The organism is Methylocystis sp. Sn-Cys (genome assembly GCF_016745395.1).
GTDB classification, from domain to species: domain Bacteria; phylum Pseudomonadota; class Alphaproteobacteria; order Rhizobiales; family Beijerinckiaceae; genus Methylocystis; species Methylocystis iwaonis.
Genome location: NZ_JAERVJ010000014.1, coordinates 1 through 19,789, shown reverse-complemented (window position 1 = coordinate 19,789; position 19,789 = coordinate 1). Strand labels below are relative to the sequence as shown.

Annotated in this window: 20 protein-coding genes and 4 pseudogenes; 11 read left to right on the top strand and 13 right to left on the bottom strand. The window is 60.9% G+C overall.

Annotation, left to right across the window (positions count from 1 at the left end; translation table 11 throughout):
- Positions 1 to 51: 51 nt before the first annotated feature.
- Both JJT62_RS18840 and JJT62_RS18835 read left to right on the top strand, forming a co-directional pair.
- Positions 52 to 224 (top strand): annotated as a pseudogene (locus JJT62_RS18840) (transposase); the annotation flags it as partial.
- A gap of 275 nt (positions 225 to 499) precedes the next feature.
- Positions 500 to 1,387 carry a methyltransferase domain-containing protein gene (locus JJT62_RS18835; RefSeq protein WP_202074330.1) on the top strand — a complete coding sequence of 296 codons (888 nt, stop codon included), beginning with the start codon at positions 500 to 502 and terminating at the stop codon, positions 1,385 to 1,387.
- A 576-nt stretch (positions 1,388 to 1,963) separates the two neighbouring features.
- Here the strand turns inward: JJT62_RS18835 and JJT62_RS18830 are convergent.
- From JJT62_RS18830 to rfbB, 11 genes and pseudogenes are all read right to left on the bottom strand, one after another.
- Positions 1,964 to 2,137 carry a hypothetical protein gene (locus tag JJT62_RS18830; protein WP_202074329.1) on the bottom strand — a complete coding sequence of 58 codons (174 nt, stop codon included), beginning with the start codon at positions 2,135 to 2,137 and terminating at the stop codon, positions 1,964 to 1,966.
- Positions 2,138 to 2,276: 139 nt separating this feature from the next.
- A pseudogene (locus JJT62_RS19330) lies at positions 2,277 to 2,393 on the bottom strand (IS110 family transposase); the annotation flags it as partial.
- Positions 2,394 to 2,798: 405 nt separating this feature from the next.
- Positions 2,799 to 4,331 (bottom strand): IS66 family transposase, encoded by a 1,533-nt coding sequence (locus JJT62_RS18825; protein WP_202074328.1) that lies wholly within the window; start codon positions 4,329 to 4,331, stop codon positions 2,799 to 2,801.
- Positions 4,332 to 4,400: 69 nt separating this feature from the next.
- Positions 4,401 to 4,757, bottom strand: coding sequence for an IS66 family insertion sequence element accessory protein TnpB (gene tnpB, locus JJT62_RS18820; protein ID WP_202074327.1), 357 nt, complete (start codon positions 4,755 to 4,757; stop codon positions 4,401 to 4,403).
- Complete coding sequence (locus JJT62_RS18815) at positions 4,754 to 5,113, bottom strand: transposase (RefSeq protein ID WP_202074326.1); 360 nt, start codon at positions 5,111 to 5,113, stop codon at positions 4,754 to 4,756. Before JJT62_RS18815 ends, tnpB begins: the two co-directional genes overlap by 4 nt.
- A gap of 163 nt (positions 5,114 to 5,276) precedes the next feature.
- On the bottom strand, positions 5,277 to 5,504 hold the full coding sequence (locus JJT62_RS18810) for a hypothetical protein (protein ID WP_202074325.1): 228 nt from the start codon (positions 5,502 to 5,504) through the stop codon (positions 5,277 to 5,279).
- Positions 5,505 to 5,621: 117 nt separating this feature from the next.
- Positions 5,622 to 6,011 (bottom strand): annotated as a pseudogene (locus JJT62_RS19325) (transposase); the annotation flags it as partial.
- Between the two features lie 86 nt (positions 6,012 to 6,097).
- Complete coding sequence (locus JJT62_RS18800) at positions 6,098 to 6,463, bottom strand: transposase (RefSeq protein WP_202074323.1); 366 nt, start codon at positions 6,461 to 6,463, stop codon at positions 6,098 to 6,100.
- A 234-nt stretch (positions 6,464 to 6,697) separates the two neighbouring features.
- Positions 6,698 to 7,588 (bottom strand): glucose-1-phosphate thymidylyltransferase RfbA, encoded by an 891-nt coding sequence (gene rfbA, locus JJT62_RS18795; RefSeq protein WP_202074322.1) that lies wholly within the window; start codon positions 7,586 to 7,588, stop codon positions 6,698 to 6,700.
- Positions 7,589 to 7,643: 55 nt separating this feature from the next.
- Positions 7,644 to 8,198, bottom strand: a complete 555-nt coding sequence (gene rfbC / locus JJT62_RS18790; RefSeq protein ID WP_202074321.1) for a dTDP-4-dehydrorhamnose 3,5-epimerase — start codon at positions 8,196 to 8,198, stop codon at positions 7,644 to 7,646.
- Positions 8,199 to 8,232: 34 nt separating this feature from the next.
- Positions 8,233 to 9,285: a dTDP-glucose 4,6-dehydratase gene (gene rfbB, locus JJT62_RS18785; protein ID WP_202074320.1), complete on the bottom strand. Its 1,053-nt coding sequence runs from the start codon at positions 9,283 to 9,285 to the stop codon at positions 8,233 to 8,235.
- Positions 9,286 to 10,531: 1,246 nt separating this feature from the next.
- Here rfbB and repA point away from each other — a divergent pair.
- From repA to JJT62_RS19680, 5 genes and pseudogenes are all read left to right on the top strand, one after another.
- A complete protein-coding gene (repA, locus tag JJT62_RS18780) occupies positions 10,532 to 11,725 on the top strand; it encodes a plasmid partitioning protein RepA (RefSeq protein WP_202074319.1) in 1,194 nt (397 codons plus the stop codon).
- Positions 11,710 to 12,726, top strand: a complete 1,017-nt coding sequence (gene repB / locus JJT62_RS18775) for a plasmid partitioning protein RepB (protein ID WP_246745013.1) — start codon at positions 11,710 to 11,712, stop codon at positions 12,724 to 12,726. The genes repA and repB overlap by 16 nt, the downstream gene beginning before the upstream one ends.
- A 201-nt stretch (positions 12,727 to 12,927) precedes the next feature.
- Complete coding sequence (gene repC / locus JJT62_RS18770) at positions 12,928 to 14,304, top strand: plasmid replication protein RepC (protein ID WP_202074317.1); 1,377 nt, start codon at positions 12,928 to 12,930, stop codon at positions 14,302 to 14,304.
- 147 nt (positions 14,305 to 14,451) lie between these two features.
- Positions 14,452 to 14,643, top strand: a pseudogene (locus tag JJT62_RS18765) (type II toxin-antitoxin system VapB family antitoxin); the annotation flags it as partial.
- A gap of 8 nt (positions 14,644 to 14,651) precedes the next feature.
- Positions 14,652 to 15,149: a type II toxin-antitoxin system VapC family toxin gene (locus JJT62_RS19680; RefSeq protein WP_202074316.1), complete on the top strand. Its 498-nt coding sequence runs from the start codon at positions 14,652 to 14,654 to the stop codon at positions 15,147 to 15,149.
- Here JJT62_RS19680 and JJT62_RS18755 read toward each other — a convergent pair.
- A complete protein-coding gene (locus JJT62_RS18755; RefSeq protein ID WP_202074315.1) occupies positions 15,092 to 16,204 on the bottom strand; it encodes a tyrosine-type recombinase/integrase in 1,113 nt (370 codons plus the stop codon). The genes JJT62_RS19680 and JJT62_RS18755 overlap by 58 nt on opposite strands.
- A gap of 400 nt (positions 16,205 to 16,604) precedes the next feature.
- Here JJT62_RS18755 and JJT62_RS18750 point away from each other — a divergent pair, with 400 nt between their 5' ends.
- The 3 genes from JJT62_RS18750 (at position 16,605) to JJT62_RS18740 (ending at position 18,980) form a co-directional block, all read left to right on the top strand.
- On the top strand, positions 16,605 to 17,957 hold the full coding sequence (locus tag JJT62_RS18750) for an IS4 family transposase (protein WP_202074314.1): 1,353 nt from the start codon (positions 16,605 to 16,607) through the stop codon (positions 17,955 to 17,957).
- A gap of 160 nt (positions 17,958 to 18,117) precedes the next feature.
- Positions 18,118 to 18,546, top strand: coding sequence for an antitoxin Xre/MbcA/ParS toxin-binding domain-containing protein (locus JJT62_RS18745; protein WP_202074313.1), 429 nt, complete (start codon positions 18,118 to 18,120; stop codon positions 18,544 to 18,546).
- Positions 18,546 to 18,980 carry an RES family NAD+ phosphorylase gene (locus tag JJT62_RS18740; RefSeq protein ID WP_202074312.1) on the top strand — a complete coding sequence of 145 codons (435 nt, stop codon included), beginning with the start codon at positions 18,546 to 18,548 and terminating at the stop codon, positions 18,978 to 18,980. Before JJT62_RS18745 ends, JJT62_RS18740 begins: the two co-directional genes overlap by 1 nt.
- Positions 18,981 to 19,170: 190 nt before the next feature.
- Here JJT62_RS18740 and JJT62_RS18735 read toward each other — a convergent pair whose 3' ends face one another.
- Entirely contained in the window at positions 19,171 to 19,371 is a 201-nt protein-coding gene (locus tag JJT62_RS18735) for a hypothetical protein (RefSeq protein ID WP_202074311.1), read from the bottom strand.
- Positions 19,372 to 19,502: 131 nt separating this feature from the next.
- Between JJT62_RS18735 and JJT62_RS18730 the strand changes: the two genes are divergently transcribed.
- The gene (locus JJT62_RS18730) at positions 19,503 to 19,691 is read left to right on the top strand and encodes a hypothetical protein (protein ID WP_202074310.1); all 189 of its coding nucleotides are present in this window, start codon (positions 19,503 to 19,505) and stop codon (positions 19,689 to 19,691) included.
- The last annotated feature ends 98 nt before the right edge of the window (positions 19,692 to 19,789 follow it).

The following is a 19,789-nucleotide window of genomic DNA, read 5'->3' as shown; positions in this document are numbered from 1 at the left end:
CGGCGCACTGCTGAAGGAGTTGGATATGAGCCGGTTTAAGACGAATCCGCTCTAGACATCGACGACACTTGCGACATCATGCAGGGCCATCAGCAATTGTCGCTGTTCAACGCCCATTACGACGAGCGCTGTTTTTGCCGATCCATATCTACGATACCGAGAAGAGCTGTCCCGTCGCTATGATCCTGCGCCCCGGCAAGACGCCGACCGGCGTCGAGGTCCGCGCTGAGCGCGCCCTCGACGATAAGGAAGTCGTGCGCGGCTAAGCGACGACTTCACCACCGCGCTGATACGGATCACACCGCGTCCAAAATGGCGGCCCTTGAACTCGATCATGGCGCTATTCCGCCCTTTGCTGGGCTGCATAACCCAGGGCGGTCCGGCGCGAACATTTTGGACAGAACCACAAATTTAGGGAGAGGACGTTGAATTGCACTCGAGGGGAAGACATTTGGCTCTCAATCGGTTATTTCGAGTCTTGATTTTTCGGGAGGCGCTGGTGCACGACACAGCATATGACATTGGTCGGCTCTTTCTTGAACGTTACAGCAACACTGGGCAGCTGATCGTTGAACTCGGATCGTATAATGTAAATGGAAGTCTTCGTGATTTCTGTCCGATCGGGGCAACATATCTTGGTCTTGACTTCTGCCAAGGACCGTCTGTGGATATCTACGTCGAAACGGGCCACCCTCTTCCGTTGCGAGACAGTCTAGCTGACATTGTTTTGACAAGCTCTGCTTTTGAACATGATCAATTCTTCTGGGAAACATTCCTAGAATTGGTACGCGTTCTCAAGCCTGGAGGCATCCTCTACCTCAACGTACCCTCGAACGGCCCATTTCACCGGTACCCGGTCGACTGCTGGCGTTTCTATCCGGACTCGGGCAGAGCGCTGGAAGCGTTCGCGCGGAAAAATGGGCACACATTGATGCTCGTTGAGTCGTTTACAGCTGAACGACGCAATGACAGTTGGAACGACTTCGTTGCCGTTTTTAAAAAGGGCGAGGAAGGGCGCGAGTTCACGTTCATTTCTGATTTAGTCCCGTGTAGAAATGTAATACGCGCTGGTTCTCAGGGCGTTCTACTTCGAGCGAGTGAAGAAACAGAGGACACACAAATCATCGCGAGCCTCAGGCAGCAGAACGTGGAATTAAGCGAACAGATCGTCAAACTAACCGAACAAGTTCTTGCTCTTGAGGAAGCCATGCGAGAGAGCCTGCAGAGGGCAGAATTGCAGTCTACCCAATACGAACAAGCGAAGGAGCAAATCGCGACACTTAGCGAACAACTGGCCGCAACCTGCGGAGACCATGACCGTCTGGCCGGGCAGCCCGTGGAGCAGAGCTTCGCTGAGGATCAATCCCAGAGCCGCGACTTTGGGTGAGAATTGGTTCTAGTCCAGCGTTTCCGAGGTTCGAATCCTATCAGGCCTCGTTGAGTTTGTAAGTCCATGAGTGGACTACGGGATGTTGGTTGACGACGTCGATGGCGCGGATCAGGCGTTCTCAATTCTTGCTTTAACGCGACTGGATATGACGCGGCACGGAGCGAGCGAGCTTGCAGAAGAAGCCTGCGATGAGGTTGAGCAGAAGCCGTGCTTGGGCGTGAAGGTGAACGTAAAGCGGCCCGCCGGCTGCCTGGCAGGCCAGGCTTTGGTTTCCTTGGAGAAATCGCCGTGTTCGGCGGATAGACTTGCGTCGAGCAGCCCGAGGAACCTCGATTGAATTCTCGACTGCGTGGGACGATCTCTGACCAGGGGGCGTGAACCTTGCCGGTCATCAGATCAATGCCTGCGAGCTGGCTCAGCGTCCCGTGTCGGACATACTCGCGATCGCGCCCATACGCCTCATGCTCATGAGGCTTGGGCGGCAAGTCGGCGCCGTCGTTCCGATGGCCTGCACCCCAGGCTTTTCGTCGTAGGAGACGATCACGACGCCCCGCCGCCTTCGCCTTCGCCTGCCTAAGCCGCTTCCTTGAGAAGAACCACTTCACGATAGTCGCACAGCACTTTGGTCATCTTCGCCTCGAAGTCGGCGTCGCGGCGCTCCAAGTAGTAGCTCACCTTGTGCGGCTTCACTTGGTGCTGATTGGATCTTGCACACAGTTCCTTGCGCCAGATGGGCAAGACAGGCATGGCCTGCCGCCGGCCCATGCTCCCGCGCATGCCAGCAGTCGCGCCGTCCAAACTTCATGCGGATAGCCGCGCTCCTTGGCCTTGCGGCAGGCCAGCGACACCATCCAAGCCTTGGCCTCGGTCGTGATGAGGGCATCATCGGGAACCACACTGCTGTCAGCTCTACGGTCCGGGGGAGTTTGGCCAACATTACAGCATCACACCGGTTGGTCTTGACCCGGTCGCCTGGCTTCATCGGGATGAGCGACGGTGGCGCCATCGCGCATTCATGGGCAAGACCGATCAGCTGACAATAAAGGCACCCCCGCAAGAGCGGCGTAAGGAGAAAAATTTTCCTCGAAGAAAACGCTCCCCTAGGAGGCCAAGAGCGAGAGAGATTGAAGCGACCTCGATGACGTAGATTTTGTCTACCATTACTGGGTCATAACTTGTGTAATATGCCGAGCGTAGCCATTCCACGATCTGGAAAAGCGGATTGTAGTAATAATACTCGCGCATCTCTAGATAGCCGAAATAGCTGGACCCTAATCGCCTCCTCATATCCATTAGTAGAATCACTGAGATAATTCGACCAAATTCATTTACCTTGGGTAGAAGATTCGCTGACACGGCCCCTCTTACCGAATTTCTGATAAGGGTTGCACTATAGTAAGCGTCGTTTTCAGGCCACGACTTTGAGGGCGATGGGCGCCGCGTAGGCCCAGGGCATGAGTTCGTCGAGTTTGCTCGCGAGATGACCGTCGACGATCTTCGTTAGAACGTCGGTCATGTATGCCTGCGGATCGACGCCATTGAGCTTGCATGTCTCAATGAGCGAAGCGACGATCGCCCAGTTCTCGGCCCCGCGGTCCGAGCCGGCGAAGAGAGCGTTTTTGCGATTGAGAGCGATCGGCCGGATCGCGCGCTCGACGATATTGGAGTCGATCTCGATGCGCCCGTCGTCGATGAAGCGCGTCAGGCCGCCCCAGCGCGACAACGCATAGCGGATCGCCTCGGCGAGCTTGGTCTTCTGGCTGATCAGCGCCAGCTTTCCTCGCAGCCAGGGCTCGAGCGCGTCGACGATGGGACGAGATTTTTCCTGTCGCGCATCACGACGCTGGTCGGGGCTTCGCCCGCGGATTTCGCTTTCGACCGCGTAGAGCGCGCCGATACGTTCGAGCGCCTCGCTGGCGATTGGCGCTGGGCCGGCGGCGGCGAGTTCGTAAAAGCGCCTGCGGACATGAGCCCAACAGAAGGCGAGCGCCACGCTGTTCTTCTGCGCCAGCGCACGATAGCCGGCGTAGCCGTCGACCTGCACGACGCCGGCGAAGCCGGCAAGATGCGCGAGCGGCTGCTCGGATTTGCGGTTTTGCGCGTAGACGTAGACGGCGATCGGCGGATCCGAGCCGCACCATGGCCGATCGTCTCTCGCATAAGCCCAGAGCTGACCGTTCTTGATGCGTCCGCGCCCGGGATCGAGCACCGGCGCCCTCGTTTCGTCGGCGAAGATTTTCGTCGACGATCTGATGTGTTCCAGAAGGCGTTCATGTACGGGCCGCAAATGCCTGGCGGCGCGGCCGACCCAATCGGCGAGCGTCGAGCGATCGAGCGCGATCCCTTGCCGGGTGTAGATTTGCGCCTGGCGATGGAGCGGCAGATGGTCTGCATATTTGGAGACCAGCACATGGGCGACGGTCGCCTCGGTCGGCAGACCGCCTTCGATCAGCCGCGCCGGGGCCGGCGCCTGCACGACGGCACCCTCGCAGGCGCGGCAGGCGTATTTGGGACGCCGCATCACCAGAACACGAAACTGCGCGGGCACAATATCGAGCCGCTCGGAAACGTCTTCGCCAATCGAATGCAGCGCGCCCTTGCAGCACGGGCAGCTTTTGTCGTCGATATCGACGACGATCTCGATGCGCGGCAGATGCGCTGGCAAGGCGCCGCGGTTCGTGCGGCGTTTTCTGGCCGCCCTCTCACGCTCCGGCGCAGAGCCGGCTTCCGCTTCCGCCGCCGCGCCAGCCTCTGCCTGCTCGACCTCTTCGAGCGCGAGCAGCATCTGGTCTTCGGGAAGCGTCTCGGCGCTCCGCCCGAAGCGGTGTCGTTGCATCTCCTTGATGATCTGAACGAGGCGCTCGTTGCGAGCGCGTTCGGCGAGAAGCATCGCCTTCAGCTCGTTCGGATCGTCGCGAAGCTTTTCGACTGCCTGCGCCATACCCGCAGGAGATCATATTTTCCCGCGCTTTTCGATCATCTTCGACGCACTGATTCACTGTGTCGCGGCTTATCCGGGCGCCGCCGGCGCCGGCGTCTCTTTCGCCGCGCGCACGCGCCGCCAGTCGAGCCCTTCGAGCAGCGCCGAAAATTGCGCCGCCGACAAGCGCATCACGCCGTCCTCGATCTTCGGCCAACGGAACTCGCCATCCTCGAGACGCTTGGTGAATAGACACACGCCCGTGCCGTCCCAGAAAATCAGCTTGATGCGGTCAGCGCGCTTGGCGCGGAAAACGTAAATCGCGCCGTCGAAGGGATCGGCCCTCATCGTCTCGCGGACCAACGCCGCAAGACCCTCCGCGCCCTTGCGGAAGTCGACGGGCTTCGTCGCCACCATCACGCGAACCGCGCCGGTCGGGCCGATCATTTGGCGGCTTTCAACGCCCGGATCATCGCAGTGATGGTCTTCGCTTGCGCGCCGCGTCCGACCCGAACCGTGACGCCATCGACTTCGAGTTCGATCGTCGGAGCCGAATCGGTTTCCTGGCGCAGGACGCGTCGTTTGCGCTTCGCCGGCGACGCGGGCGCAGGCCCCTGCATGATTGCGGGAACGAACAGTGGCGGCGCGCCTGCATCCTCGCGAGCCTCGGCCTCTTTGCGCGCCTGACGGCGCCACGTAAAAAGTTGCTGCGGCGTCAGACCATGCCGCCGCGCTACTTCACAAACGCTCGCGCCCTCTGTGAAGCTCTCGGCGACAATGCCGCCTTCTGATCCGCGCCCCACGTCCGCCGACGCCCCGCGCCTGTGAAGACCTCGATCCGCCGCGTCGGAGCCGCTTCAGGCTCCGACATATGTTTACGCTCTGAAATCGACATGTGTCGGAGCCCCCATCGCTCCGATTATCGTCGCCCCAACTCGCTCAAAACAGGTGGCACCAGAACACCGCTTACGCACTATAGCTGATAGCGGCGGAACAGAGAACACATGCCGGGACCAGGCACCCGCCGTGCGCCCGCGTCGCGGAGTGATAATCAAGATCAAGCTTTGTTTTTGTGCACGCCGGAGCCCGGTCGACAAACTGTTTTTTGAGCACAGCTTTCCGTCGATAGCTGTCGGCGTTCGCCTGGAAGATCGTCGCGTGGAGGACGAGCCAGTCGATGGCGACGAGCGCCATGGCTTGGTCTGAAAAATTTTCCTCCAAAGCGCCGACGAGATTGGTATTACAGCAGCAATGCGTTGGGCAGCCCTCTCAGACCTGCTTACAGGACTAAATCAAAGACGGCCTCGACCCCTTCTCTAGGCTGCGCAGTTTGAGCTGCACACGACCGCCAGTGTGCTTCGCCCAGCCGAACGCCTCTTCGACCCGCTTGCGAATACGCAGGCTGGTCTTGTAGCCCTCGCTGGCCGAGGCTTCCGGCGGAACGGCCGTCTTGCGGGCCTTCCCGCTCTTTCTCACTCTTCCGTTGATCGCCACATGCGGCTCGATCTTGTGGGCCTTCAAATCTTCGACATCGTAGCCCCTTGTCGGCGCCCAGCGTCTCGCCTTTTGGCAGGTCTGCGGTCAATTCCGTCGCCGCCGCGCGCTCCGGGTTCCGCTCGCGCGCGTCGCCGTCGCACCGACGACGAGACCGTTGCGGTTCTCCATCAGCGCGTGGTCGAGATAGGCGAGCTTGCTCTCCTCGGGCAATGTCGAAAGCCAGTATTTCGTCGGCTCGTTTTCGCCGTCGGGCCATTCGAGCGGATGGGCGTCGAGCGTTTCCAGTCGCGCTAAGCCGGTCGCACGCGCACGGCGGCGAAGCGCGAGGATAGGGTTTCGTTGGAGCCCTCCCTCCAAGACACGGTCCGCCACGCCGCTTTGGGAAGTTCTCTCGCGAGAGCCTTGGCGCAAACCGGCGCATGATCGGCATCCCGCCGCGAGCGTGAGGGCTTGCGGCCGCGTCCGCGCCAGGGTTTGGGCGGCAGCGCCTCCGTGCCGAGAGGCCAGACGCTGAGTGTTGATTGCACGCCGACCGCATAGGCCACCCCCATGGCTGTGACGCCCGAGCGGAACCCGCCGTCGACGTAACCGGCGTCAGCCGGCGAGATCTCGAGCACGGCGCCAGCCGCAAGGCCGGCTCTGATCTGATCCGGCACGCATTTTCCCGGCGCGGCGAAGATCGTGCTGGTCTCTCAATGCACACGCCGGCGTCGCTTTACGCCGCATTCCCAGCCGCCGAAGCACGCCGGCTTGTTGAACGGTTCAACGCCTGGCAGGACAAACGCAACAAGCATCAAGTCAAGGCAGACTTGCAATTCAAAACCAACGAAGCCCACATTAGGCTCAGAAGCCTATACCTCAGTTCGAATGACTGGGACCACTAGCCCGATTTAGCTAGCTGTTAGGGGACCCTCGGCTTCCTTCAAGACTTGGAGCAGATAGCCGCCGTATCCGCTTTTCGCCAAACGCGCGGCAGCCTCGCGCATTGCCTGCCCGTCGATCCAACCCTGCGTGAAGGCGATCTCTTCAAGGCAGGCGACGCGCTGGCCCTGCCGCTGTTCAATCGCTTGCACATATTGCGCCGCTTCCAGCAAGGACGCCGGCGTGCCGGTATCCAGCCAGGCGAAGCCGCGGCCGAGACGTTCGACGTTCAGCGTTCCTGATTCGAGGTAGATCCGGTTGAGATCGGTGATCTCCAGCTCGCCGCGCGGCGAAGGCTTGAGCGAGGCCGCATATTCCGGAGCGCGCGGGTCGTAAAAATAAAGCCCGGTCACCGCCCAATTCGATTTCGGCGCAGCGGGCTTTTCTTCGAGCGACAAGGCCCTTCCGTCGGGGTCGAATTCCACGACGCCATAACGCTCGGGATCCTTGACATGATAGGCGAAGACCGTCGCGCCCTCGGGCCGCGCTGAGGCGGCGTTCAGGGCCGTCGTCAAGCCGTGGCCATAGAAGATATTGTCGCCGAGCACGAGCGCGGAATTGTGCCCTTCAACGAAGGGCGCGCCAATCGTATAGGCTTGGGCGAGACCTTCCGGGCGGGGCTGTTCGGCATAAGTCAGAGAAACGCCCCATTGCGCGCCTGAGCCGAGCAGGCGCTTGAAAGCGGGGAGATCTTCAGGCGTCGAGATGATCAGGATTTCGCGCGCGCCCGCGAGCATCAGCGCCGACAGCGGATAATAGACCATCGGCTTGTCGTAGACCGGCAGCAGCTGCTTCGAGGCCGCCAGCGTCATGGGATGAAGCCTGGTGCCGGAGCCGCCGGCGAGAACGATGCCACGCATAATATTTTCCTCGAGGCTATAGCCAATCAATCAGAGCGGCGCGCGGGGGTAAGTCTCACGCGAAGGCGTCCGCGAGCTCGTGCAGGCGCGGCCAATGCTTGTCTTTCTCGGAGAGAATCGCGCCGCCTGGCGGCAGGGGCCAAATGATGCCCAACTCCGGATCGTCGAACGCCAACCCGCGATCATTCGGCGCGGAATAAAGCGCCGAGACCTTGTAGAGCACCTCCGTATTCGGCTCCAGCGTTACGAACCCATGCGCAAAGCCGATCGGCACGAGTAGCTGGCGCCAATTTTCGGCCGAGAGTTCGACGGCGACATACTTGCCGAAGGTTGGAGACGAGCGACGGATATCCACGGCGACATCGAGGATTCGCCCCCGAACCACGCGAATGAGCTTGTCCTGCGCGAAGGGGGCGGTCTGGAAATGCAGGCCGCGCAGCGTGCCGACCGGCGCAGAGAACGAGTGATTGTCCTGGACGAAGGTGTAGTCGAGCCCAGCGTTCTTCCAATCGGACGCTTTGTAGACCTCGGAGAAGAAGCCGCGCGCGTCGCCGTGCTTCTTCGGCGTGACGATCTTGATCGCGGGGATTTCGGTGTCTTCGACTTGCATAAGGGCCTCTATTCAAAGGTCCAAAAGAAAAAGATCAGGCGATTTGTCCGAGTCGCTCGCCGCGATAATTGCCTGAACGAATGGCCTGCCACCAAGCTGGATTATCAAGATACCATTGCACAGTCCTGCGCAGGCCGGTCTCGAACGTCTCCTTGGGTTTCCAGCCAAGTTCGCGCTCGATCTTGGAGCAATCGATCGCATAGCGCAGATCGTGGCCGGGACGATCGGTCACAAATGCGATGAGATTCCGATAGGAGCCGCTCTCTTTTGGACGCAGCTCGTCGAGAATGTCGCAGATCGTGTTCACGACATCGATGTTTTTTTTCTCGTTGCGACCGCCGACATTGTACGATTGCCCAACAACGCCGCGGCGCGCAACCAGCATCAGCGCCGCGGCGTGGTCCTCAACGAAGAGCCAATCGCGGATATTTTCGCCCAGCCCATAGACGGGAAGCGGCTTCCCCTCGAGCGCGTTCAGGATCATCAAAGGGATGAGCTTTTCGGGGAAATGATAAGGCCCGTAGTTATTCGAGCAGTTGGTGACGATGGTGGGAAGGCCATAGGTCTCGCGCCAGGCCCGCACGAGGTGGTCCGAGCCCGCTTTTGAAGCGGAATAGGGGGAATTGGGCGCGTAGGGCGTATCCTCCCGGAACAAGCCTTCGTCGCCCAATGTGCCAAAGACCTCATCCGTCGAAATATGCATGAAGCGGAAAGCCTCGGCCCTGCCTTTAGGCAGCCCGCGCCAATATTCGAGCGCGGCGTCGAGCATAGTGAAGGTGCCGACGAGATTGGTTTCGATGAAAGCGGCCGGTCCGTCGATCGAGCGATCGACGTGGCTCTCTGCGGCAAGGTGCATCACGACGTCGGGCTGGAATTCGGCGAGGGCGCGCATCACTTGCGCACGGTCGCAAATATCGGCGCGCCAGAAAGAATATCTCGGACTTTGAGCGATCGGCGCCAGAGAATCGAGATTGCCGGCATAGGTCAATTTGTCAAAAACAAGGATTTCGTCGGAGGTTTGTGAAATAAAACCTCGGGCCACCGCCGATCCAATAAAACCGGCGCCGCCGGTGATGAGCACGCGCATTCGTGCACCTCTCTAATGATAAAGCAAAGGCCCTCTTAAAGGATTCGCAATCTGAATCAAGGTACGACTTGTCACAACTCCTCGCCCCGCCTCCGATGAGGACCGGGTTGTTCGCTGGGCCGAATGCCGGAAGTCTATAGCCCCATCGTCTAAGATCGTGGATTGGTCCCACCTGACGTCGCGTGGTAATTTCGCGTCCTCAACGACGTTTGCGTTGGTCTGTCAAACGGAATTTGCTTGGACAAACGGGTCGGCGTTCCGCGGTGGTGGACAGGTTGGAGTGCATTCGCCGTCATCGCGGCTTCTCGATGAACTGGCCTTGCACAGCTATCGCTCCTTGGACAAGCCTACCCTCGTTCCCCTGCCCTCTTCGGACGCCGCGTCTCTTCCGCTCGATCCTCTTTCTCGGCACTCGCCCTTGAAACCGAACTCCCCGACCTCCTGCGATCGATCGTCATTTCTCCATCGTCCGGAACGGGGATCGTCGGGAACCTCGCCAATAAGGGGCGCAAGATGGGCATCGCCGTATGGAGGGCCGGGAAAGAGGGCGGATGAGCGCCCTTCCCCAAAACTTCGTTGCCTCGCGCACGCACTGAGGGCCAGCGATTAATCTCCCTTAAAATAGCTAGACGAGTTTTGGAGGGAAAATTTTGAGGCAGAACTCCCCTTGTTTTCGACGATGGGATCCTGGGGGCGAGATCCCTCCAGCATAAATCGCAGAAATTATCGGGCCTGCATTCGGTTCTTTTAGTAAAGTTCGGCGGTTTTGTGTTGTCCTGGCTAGACCGGCTTCGAGGGGACCACTGAGCCGAGGATTAGCCCGGGGCTCAACCCCCTACTCTGCCGGTGCGGCATACCGCCGCCTTTCCTCGCGACGCCCATGCGGGAGCGGCGCTGCAAGGGCGGTCACGGCATCCTCGAATCGCCGCGCCTGGCATTGGTCGCCGGAGCCGATGCGGCCCCATAGCTTCAAGAGCAGCACGCTGCCGACTGATCGCCCGCCGTGACCCGCATGACGCACCAATTGTTGCGAGCTCGCAACATTGTCGTTGTCGCCGGATTTGTCGGCACAGCCCCGCGCGCTCGGCGAGCGAGCGCGGCGGTTATTCGTATCGGTTTTGGCTGGCATTGAGGCCATTAATGTTTCGTTAGCTCTTTTTTTCTTGCCCTCGCTGCAAGAATCGCGAACTCTGACGGTATCACCTCGTATATGACGCTAAATCCGTCACAGAGGAACATTGGGCGCATGGACGCTAGAGCAGATACGACGACAAAGATCGATCAATTCACAGAAGTTCTCTCCAGAGAACTGCTGTCCCTGCGAACGCGCCTCTATCCGCCGTCTTCCCAGAAAACTTTCGGACGCACCTTCACCACAAATGACCTTGTGCGCCTGCTCAAGGTCCCCGAGTCCACGCTTCGGGCCATGACGCTTGAGGGGAAAGGCCCGCAGCCTGCGCGCCTTGAGAATAACCGCCGCGTCTATACGCTCGAGCAGGTCTCGGAGCTGCGGTCCTATCTGGCCGAAGCGAGGCCAGAGGAAGCGCTGACCCTGAAGCCATGGCGAAGGGGGAAGGAACAGCTTCAGATCGTCACATGCACGAACTTCAAAGGAGGATCGTCGAAGACGACATCGAGCGTTCATCTCGCGCACTATCTTGCCATTCAAGGCTATCGCGTTCTGTGCATCGACCTCGATCCGCAAGCCTCCCTGACCAGTCTATTCGGACTTCAGCCCGAATTTGACGTAGGTCCGGACGAAACCGCGTACGCGGCGATCCGGTACAACGACCATAAGCCTTTCAAGTCGGTCATTCGGGAGACTTATATCCCCGGTGTCGCGATCGTCCCCGGAAATCTCGAACTGATGGAGTTCGAGCACGATACTGCACGCGCGCTCGCATCACGGGAGCGCGACGACCTCGGCCTTTTCTTCATGAGGCTGAGAAGGTCGATCGATCAAGTGGCCCAAGACTTCGATGTGGCGATCCTCGACACGCCGCCTAATCTTGGCTTTGGGACCCTCGCCGGTCTTTTCGCGGCGACAATCCTTATCATCACGGTTCATCCGGCAATGCTCGATGTGGCGAGCATGAATCAATATCTGATCATGCTCCGTGACCTCGCAGGTGAACTGGCCCGAAACGGCGCTAGACTGGAACAGGATTGGATCCGTTTCCTGATCACAAGACACACCCCGAACGACGGGCCGCAGGCCCATATCGTCGGCCTGCTGCGTCATCTCTTTGATGAGCATGTTTTCGTGTCGACGGCGGTCGAAAGCACCTCGGTTGCCGCAGCAGGTCTGGCTAAAAAGTCGCTCTACGAGCTTGAGCCGGGCGAGGTGCCGCGGGAATCCTTGAAAAGGGCGCTGGAAAGCATGGACAGCGTGAACGCGGAGATATTGGCGCTCATACACAAGTCATGGGGGCGGTCGTGAGGAGACCCTCGATCCTAAGTAAGCTTGGCGCCGCCGAACCTTTCGTCGCGTCGTCGGACCATCCCGTCGCAACGCAGCAGCCACGCCCCCGCGTTTCGTCAACCGCGATCGCAGGGCTGAGCCGCAGCCTTGACGATCTCGCAGCGGATTCCATCGCGACGCTTGACGCAGGGATCATCGATCCGTCCCCCTTCGGTGATCGGCTGGAACAAGACGAGGAGGCGCTTAGCCTGCTCATCGCCTCAATCGAAGCCGAAGGCCAACGGCTGCCTGTCCTTGTCCGGCCACACCCGGAAAAGGAGGGTAGATACCAACTCGCCTACGGTCATCGCCGACTCCAGGCTTTGCGGTCGCTGAGTCGAAAGGTTCGGGCCTTCATCCGGCCTCTCTCCGACGCCGAACTCATTCTCGAACAAGGGGCCGAGAACGGCGGACGGGAGGCGCTGACATGGATCGAGCGGGCGCTCTTCGCGAAGGAAATGGAGGCGCAGGGGCACTCGCCCAAGACCATCTGGACGACGCTTGGCGTGGACAGATCAGGGCTCTCCAGAATGAGGTTCGTCGTCGACACCATTCCCGCCGATCTTATCCGCGCCATCGGGCGAGCCCCTGGCATAGGGCAGCCGCGATGGCAGGATTTGGCGGACGCCTTGGCAAAAGACGGAGCCAGAATCCGGGCCGCCCTCGTCGTTGAAGCCCCGGAATTTGCGTCGCTCGCCTCCGACCAGAAATTCATCGTAATCCGTCGGGCTTTCGAAGAGCCAGCCGGGCGCGTGCAGCGCATGGATCGCAAGGAGATTAAGAGCGCGACGGGCAAGCAGATCGCCTATGTTTCCTCGACAGCCAAGGGGCAGACCTTCGCGATCTCCAAGAGTGAAGCCCATTTCTCGGCATGGCTGACGGAGAATCTACCGGATTTGTACAGGCAGTTTCAGGACCGGAACGCTGCGGAGGCGTCCGATGTTGCGAGCTCGCAACAATTAGGGCCCGACGGCGGGTAATCCGGCTGGAAGAGTAAATCGCGTACCCAATCAATTAATCGGAGACATCGACGCAAAAGAAAAAGGCCCCCGAAAACGTCACCGTCCCGGAAGCCCTTCTCAAAGTTAGCACCTAAGAGAATCCCACTTCCGCGAATCGCTGTCAAGAGTCGGCGCCGTTTCGGCGAGCGGTTTTCTTTTGCCCTAATGAGGCAAAGGATCATGCGCACATATTCAACGACGCCTTTTGGGCGGCGATCGCTATCGCTTGCCATGGTGACCGCGCAGGCGGCCACGCGCCATTTCGTGGCAAAGCCCGATGCATCCGAGACTGTCGTCCACAAATGGCGGCTATTCCGGGCGCTGACCGAAGCCAAGGGGCCGCTCGGCGTCACCGACCGGGCGTTGGCCGTGTTGCACGCGCTCCTGAGCTTCCATCAGGAGACGGCATTGACCTTGCCTCAAACCCATTCGAAGGGCGAAGGGGAGGGACGCAATCCGCCAAATCCCGGGATCGTGGTGTTTCCATCTAACAATGAGCTCTCGATCCGCGCCCACGGGATGGCGCCGGCGACCTTGCGGCGTCATCTGGCGTCTTTGGTCGAAGCTGGCCTGATCCTCCGGCGCGACTCGCCGAACGGCAAACGCTTCGCGAGAAGGAGGGAGGCCGGCGAGATCGACGAGGCCTTTGGATTCGATCTGACGCCGCTCGTAGCGCGCGCAGGGGAGATCGAAAACCTTGCCGAAGAAGTGCGCGCCGAAAACCGCGCCGGCGCGTTGCTTCGCGAGAAAATCACCCTTATCCGGCGCGACATCGTCAAAATGATCGAGACCGGCCTGGAGGAAGGGATTTCCGTGGCCCCGACCGCATGGGACGGCGCCGAGATCCATGACTGGGAGGGCCTGCATAAGCGCTATCTGGCGCTTGCCGGGGGGTATGCCCGAAATCTTTCCCGCCCCGAACTAGAGGCTTTGGCCGAGGATCTGTCGACCCTTGCGGCGAAAATCGAGAAGCTCCTGGAAATCCACGTAAAACACCAAAAAAAGAGCGCCAATGAGTCTCAAAATGAGCGTCACATACAGAATCAAACCACAAACATTTCTGACCTTGAACCTAGCCTTCAAGAAGGCCGAGCTGAACCACCCGGGCCAATGATCGGGGAGGCGGACGCCGATAGGGCAGGGGCTTTGGAAACTGAGCCACCCAATCCTAAACTCGGCGGTCGTGGGACCGGCACGCCAAAAACTTATCCGCTCGGCATGGTGCTGCAAGCCTGTCCGGACATCGTCGATTACGCCAAGGGCGGCGAGATTTCCTGCTGGCGCGATTTGGTCGACGCGTCGGCGATCGTACGCTCCGCCCTGGGCGTTTCACCAGACGCCTGGTCGCAGGCGCTCGACGTATTGGGCGAGCATGACGCCTCGATCGTCATCGCGGCCATCTTGCAGCGCGGCGAGGAAATCAGATCTGCCGGCGGTTATCTGCGCGTCCTGACCGCGAAAGCGAGGGCAGGGGAGTTTTCCCTCGGTCCCGTCCTGATGGCGCTGCTGCGCGGCAGGACGGCCAAAGTCGCGCGGGAGCAAAAAAGGGCGGGGTGACGTTTCGAGGCGGTTTCGCGCTCGCGCTCCGGAGACGGTCAAACGCGGCGAACCGTGTGCGGTAATGACAGGGCTGTATATGCGTAATGACAAGTCAGTAGGGACGGTCAAATGCTCAGTATCCGAGATCCTTGAGCGGCTAAACTCGCGAAACGACTCGCTGCTCAGCGCAAGACCACAATGACCGAGGCCATTATCACGGCGTTGGAGAACGAGCTGAAACGCGAGCGGGAGGTGATTCCGCTGCCCGACCGACTTGCGCGTTTAGCCGAAAAGGCGCGTCGACTCGCCGGCCCAGAGTGTCGTGACGTCCCCAAGGACGAAATCGACGAAATTTGAGGACAGTGATGTTCGTGGACACTTCCACGATTGTCGCGATCGTTTGCGGCGAGTCTGACGCGACTGAACTCGCGCAACGACCTCGCAGCCGCGGAGCGTCGATTCACCTCGCCGCTCGTGCGAGCGGAAGCGTGTATGGTGCTTGCGTCAAGACTCGATATACGCCCTCACAGGCGAACGCCTTGTTCGATGATTTTCTCGACGACGCGAATTTGTCGATCGTAGCGATAGACGACAGGATCGGGTCTCCCGCCGTCGCTTGCTTCGAGGCTTTTGGCAAAGGAAGGCATCCTGCTCGACTCAATCTCGGAGACTGCCTGTCCTATGCCTGCGTCAAGGCTGATCATTCGCCGCTTCTATTTAAAGGCAACGACTTTTCACAAACCCAAACACTTGCTGCAACGAGCAAGTGTCAGTCGCCCGCCACACGAGCAGGGGCTGAAACCGCTCACAACCCCGCGGCCTTGGTGAGATTGACCTTGAAGCGGTCGCGTTTGCGCTGGTAGCGGCGGGTCATGTCCGCCGACGCGTGGCCGAGATGCTTTTGCACATGCGCTTCCTCGATTTGCGCCGAAGAAGCGAGGCCGGCGCGCAAGGAATGACCAGAAAAGGCCAGCCGGCGCTCGCCCTCAGGGAGATCGCCGCGGATGCCCGCCGAGAGCGCGGTTCTCTGCACAAGCCGGGCGACATGTTTGTCGGTCAAGCGCTCGGCCGAGACGCCGCCATTCTTGCGGGCGATCGGGCGAAATACCGGCCCATGCGCGATCCGCCCGAGCCGCAGCCAGGTCTCGAGCATGGCGACGGGGCAGGTGAGGGGAGAGGAGCCGCGGCCGATTTCGACCTCGGGCCAGCCGGTCTTGCCGTTGATTGTGAGGAGCAGGCCGCCTCCGTCAGAAGGTTCCGAGGCGTCCAACTCGCCGGTTTCGCCGAGCTGCAAACGCTTGGCAGGGAAAATCTCGATCCAGCCGGTCCCGTCCTCGGTTTGGTCCGGGCCGCAGTCGAGTCCGACGATCTCCGAGCGGCGCAGGCCGCCGGCGAAGCCGATCGCGAGAATGGCCTTGTCGCGTAGGCCGCGCAGGTCATTCTCCAGCGTCGCCAGCATCGCGAGAAGATCCTCGGCGAATATCGCTTCCTTTTGGATTGGCGGACGGCCATGGGCGCGACGAATGCCGGCGAGCACGGTTGCAATATGCCGATCCGACGTATCGAGCGGCGCGCCCAGCTGGCGGTAATGCCAGCAAATCCCGGAGAGGCGTCGTTCAAGGGACGAGACGCTCAAGGGATTGCGCCCCCGCCCATCCTCCATGCAGGCAGCGAGATAGAGTCCGACAGTCTGCGGATCCGGGGGGAGGGGATCGAGCCCTTGCAGGCGCAGCCAGGAGGCGAAGTGCCGCCAATCGGATCCGTAGGCGCGCTGAGTGTTATCGGAGCGGGCGTTGCGGGCGTAGTCCCGCGCCTTTTCGCCGAGCGCAGCCAGATGCTTTGAGGCGGCCCGCTCCGCAACCGGGCCGCGGGCGCCAGTTTCGTCATCCGACGCTGAAAAGGATACTGTCTTTGTCATGTGCTCCGAGCGTCTCAGCCGTTTCGGTTTAGAATTTCGATTCAGCGAGTCTCACAATCCCGCGCGTAATTTGCGCAGCCGCCAGGCTTACAGCTCCCGAAGCCCCGATTCGGCATCGTTGGATGATAGCGAGTCCAGGAATTCAAGCGAGACGTAGTCGCAAAGCGGCGTTGCACGCCCGCTGGAGGCGAGGATTCTGAAAAGACTATTCGCCCGATGCAATCCCTAGCTGACGCTGCATTCCTTCGTGCTCAAGGATGCCGTAAGGCATCGCCCGGGAAACCCGCCGAGCCCACGCCCTAACCCAGTCGGGCTACCGCATGCACACAAGTCTGGGCTTGCGGGGGCGGGCTTGGTTTGATTCCTTTCTGGTGATGAATCGGGAGGGATCGAGGATGGCTTGGCTCGGCGAACTCGGGTCGTTCGGCGACGAACGGCTCAAAAAAGGGGGCGCGATTTTCTGTCGGCGCTGGTCGAGAAGAAGCGCTGCTGCCTGCGCAAGCTCGGCGGCTCCCGGGCTGGCGAGGTGCGGTTCGGGCGCTTCTTGCGCAACCCGAGCGTGACGAAAGAGGAGATGCTGGCGACGGCCGCCGCGCAGACGGGCGGGCGCGTCGCGGGGCGCAAGCTCCTCGTCCTGCAGGACACGAGCGAGCTGAATTTCTCGGGACACGCGGCGAGCAAGCAAGGCTTCGGCACGGTCGGCAACGGCAAGGACATCGGCTTTTTCGTTCATCCGCAGCTCGTCGTCGATGCGCTGACGGGCGGGGTCATCGGGCTCGCCGGCGCGAGCCTGATCAACCGGACGGACGGCGCGGCGAGGGATCGGCGCAAGCGCGGGCCGGATGAGAAAGAGTCGCGCCGTTGGCTCGCCGGCGCGCAGACGGCGGGCGCGGTTCTCGGCGCGGCCGAGGAGATCACCGTCGTCGCCGACCGGGAAAGCGACATTTACGACGAATTCGCCCGCCGCCCCGCCAATGTGCATCTTCTGACGCGCGTGGCGCAGGACCGCGCGCTGGCGAACGGCTCCCGGCTGTTCGCCTTTGCGCGCGCCCTGCCGGAGGCGATGCGCTACGAGATCGAGGTTCCGGCCAAGGGCGCCCGGGCGGCGCGCAAGGCGGTCGTTTCATTGTGCTTCGGCAAAGCCGCGATCGCGCGCCCGCTGACAGCCGACAAGGCGTTGGCGCCGAGCGTGACGCTTTCCCTCGTCGACGTGCGGGAGATCGATCCGCCTGCGGGCGAGGCTCCCGTGCATTGGCTGCTGTCGACGACGCATGCGGTCGAGTCCGTCGAGGACGCACGGCGCATGGTGTTCTGGTATCGCCGGCGCTGGCTGATCGAGCAGATGTTTCGCACCTTGAAGGGCCAATGCCTGCGGGTGGAAGAGAGCCAGATCGTCGAGATGGAGCCGCTGGCGAAACTCACCGTGGCGACGATGATCGCGGCCGCGCGCGTGCTGCAACTGGTGCAGGCGCGCGACGGAGCCACGGGGCAGACGCTCGCCGACGCCTTCGAGGAAGCCGACGCGCCTTTGATCGAAGCCTTGACGGAAAAGCTCGAGGGCAAGACCGAGAAGCAGAAGAACCCGCACGCCAGGGGCACGCTGGCGCGCGCCGCCTGGGTAATCGGCCGCCTCGGCGGCTGGTCCGGCTACGTCGGCGGCGGCTACAAGCCGCCCGGCCCCAAAACCATGTATGACGGCCTCGTGGAATACGACGCCATCAGGCGCGGCTGGACCATCGCGAGACTTGTGTGACTCCCGTAGCCCCGCAAGGGGGAGGGGCTAGGCTGTGTCGTCGTGAGAAGCTTCGCGTCGAACCGTGGTGGAAAGCGCGCGTCGATGGGTCAGTGACTTGCCGTAACGGCGAATTGCCGCTATCTAAACGGCATATCGCCTACCTCTATGGAGACCGCTCATGTCTGGCGGCAACGCTCTCGATTTCGCCAAGGTCGGCGCGATCCTCGAAATCGGCGCGACGGACAGCCGCGAAGCCGCCGAGGCGACTCGGCGTGGGCTCCCGGTCGCGGCGCTGGATGAGGTCGTGAAATCGGGCCGGCTCACTCTAACGGAGGCTGACAGAATCGTTCTTCCGCGGAAGACGCTCGCCCACAGGCGGAAAATCGGATCACTCACGCCAGACCAGTCCGATCGGCTCATCCGCGTCGCACGCGTAATCGCGGTCGCCGAGACCACCTTCGGATCCAAGGAAAAGGCGTCCCGCTGGCTTCGCCGACCGACTACAGCCTTCGATGGCGACGCGCCGATCTCGCTTCTGGACACGAGCGAGGGCAGCCGCCAAGTCGAGCATTTCCTTGCCAGGATCGACCACGGTCTAGCGGCCTGATGAATGTCTGGAGAATCTGTCGCAAGCCGTTCGCCGACTTGTCCGGCGACGGCGCCCGCCTCCATGGCGGTCGCTGGAACTCTCCGGGATGGCCGGTTGTCTACACAGCGGAAACGGCGGCCCTCGCCGTCCTCGAAGTCCGAGTCCATTTGGATCTCGACTGGACAGTGCTTCCGGACGACTACGTCCTAATGGAGATTGATCTCCCGGACGACCTCTCGCGCCAAGAAATCGGGGATATTCCGACCAATCCGATCGCGGTCGGCGACAGCTGGCTCGCCTCCGGCGCATCTGCGCTTCTGAAAGTTCCTTCCTTCATCATTCCGGAGAGCGCAAACATCCTGATCAACGTCGCCCATCCGAACGCGGCGCGCGCTGCCACTGCCGCAATCAGACCGTTTTCATTCGACGAACGCCTCTGGCGTCCCCGCTGAGGCCGGGAGGCGACTAATCAACATTGCAAGCACTCGGCAGGGGGCTGATGCCGAAGTCAGGAATGAAAACTCCGGGGTGGCCTGTTCTCGTTTCTTTTTGCTTGGTATCCAGGCGATTCGCATCGGCGCTCGCGTTCCACCCGTGTCGTCGCGGTCGCCCCTGTACGCCGTTCTCGTCGCGGCCTGAATATCAGCGCGGCGGCGTCGGCTCGACGTGGAATTCAACGCCCGCCTGCTTTTGCAAATAGCCGATAATTCCGAACAGATTGCGGGCTTGCGGATTGCCGCGTGGACTACCCTGACCGAAAACCCCGTCGAGCACGCCGCGGCGCTGGCGGTGGCCGACGCCGAGGAGGGAACGAACCTGCGCCGAGTTTTTGCAATGTCTCACGGCCTCCAAGTTGGTCGCCAAAACAGCAGGGGTCGGGGCCGATAGCGGCCCAGTTCCATAAATTATCCTCGAATCCCACAAATTTCGGGTCTTTGCGTCCCATAAATTGTGAATCGGAAATCCCCGAAATTATGCGCGATCACGCCGCGTTGTGCGTCGAATCCCACAAATTCCGATTCTCTGACACCCACAAATTCCGCATTCCGACAGATTTTCCAGGCTTCGGCGGCTGCAGTCCACCGATGAAGCGCGAAGCCGGTCCGACGATGAAGCGCGAAAATCCGACGCCTGAATTCGATTTTTCCTGGCTGTCCACCTAATGGACGCGAGCGACACGCCCGGTCTCGTTGGGGTTTCGCATAATGTCCGATAAGCGCACATTATCGGACCTAGATATGATGCGACAAGAGCGGCGGTT

Excerpts from the sequence above, each read along its gene's own strand:
- JJT62_RS18830 (WP_202074329.1), bottom strand. The coding sequence starts at position 2,137 with ATGCCTGTCTTGCCCATCTGGCGCAAGGAACTGTGTGCAAGATCCAAT.
- JJT62_RS18825 (WP_202074328.1), bottom strand. The coding sequence starts at position 4,331 with ATGGCGCAGGCAGTCGAAAAGCTTCGCGACGATCCGAACGAGCTGAAG.
- tnpB (WP_202074327.1), bottom strand. The coding sequence starts at position 4,757 with ATGATCGGCCCGACCGGCGCGGTTCGCGTGATGGTGGCGACGAAGCCC.
- JJT62_RS18810 (WP_202074325.1), bottom strand. The coding sequence starts at position 5,504 with ATGGCGCTCGTCGCCATCGACTGGCTCGTCCTCCACGCGACGATCTTC.
- rfbA (WP_202074322.1), bottom strand. The coding sequence starts at position 7,588 with ATGCGTGGCATCGTTCTCGCCGGCGGCTCCGGCACCAGGCTTCATCCC.
- rfbC (WP_202074321.1), bottom strand. The coding sequence starts at position 8,198 with ATGCAAGTCGAAGACACCGAAATCCCCGCGATCAAGATCGTCACGCCG.
- rfbB (WP_202074320.1), bottom strand. The coding sequence starts at position 9,285 with ATGCGCGTGCTCATCACCGGCGGCGCCGGTTTTATTGGATCGGCGGTG.
- repA (WP_202074319.1), top strand. The coding sequence starts at position 10,532 with ATGGACGCTAGAGCAGATACGACGACAAAGATCGATCAATTCACAGAA.
- repB (WP_246745013.1), top strand. The coding sequence starts at position 11,710 with ATGGGGGCGGTCGTGAGGAGACCCTCGATCCTAAGTAAGCTTGGCGCC.
- repC (WP_202074317.1), top strand. The coding sequence starts at position 12,928 with ATGCGCACATATTCAACGACGCCTTTTGGGCGGCGATCGCTATCGCTT.
- JJT62_RS19680 (WP_202074316.1), top strand. The coding sequence starts at position 14,652 with ATGTTCGTGGACACTTCCACGATTGTCGCGATCGTTTGCGGCGAGTCT.
- JJT62_RS18755 (WP_202074315.1), bottom strand. The coding sequence starts at position 16,204 with ATGACAAAGACAGTATCCTTTTCAGCGTCGGATGACGAAACTGGCGCC.
- JJT62_RS18745 (WP_202074313.1), top strand. The coding sequence starts at position 18,118 with ATGTCTGGCGGCAACGCTCTCGATTTCGCCAAGGTCGGCGCGATCCTC.
- JJT62_RS18740 (WP_202074312.1), top strand. The coding sequence starts at position 18,546 with ATGAATGTCTGGAGAATCTGTCGCAAGCCGTTCGCCGACTTGTCCGGC.
- JJT62_RS18730 (WP_202074310.1), top strand. The coding sequence starts at position 19,503 with ATGCGCGATCACGCCGCGTTGTGCGTCGAATCCCACAAATTCCGATTC.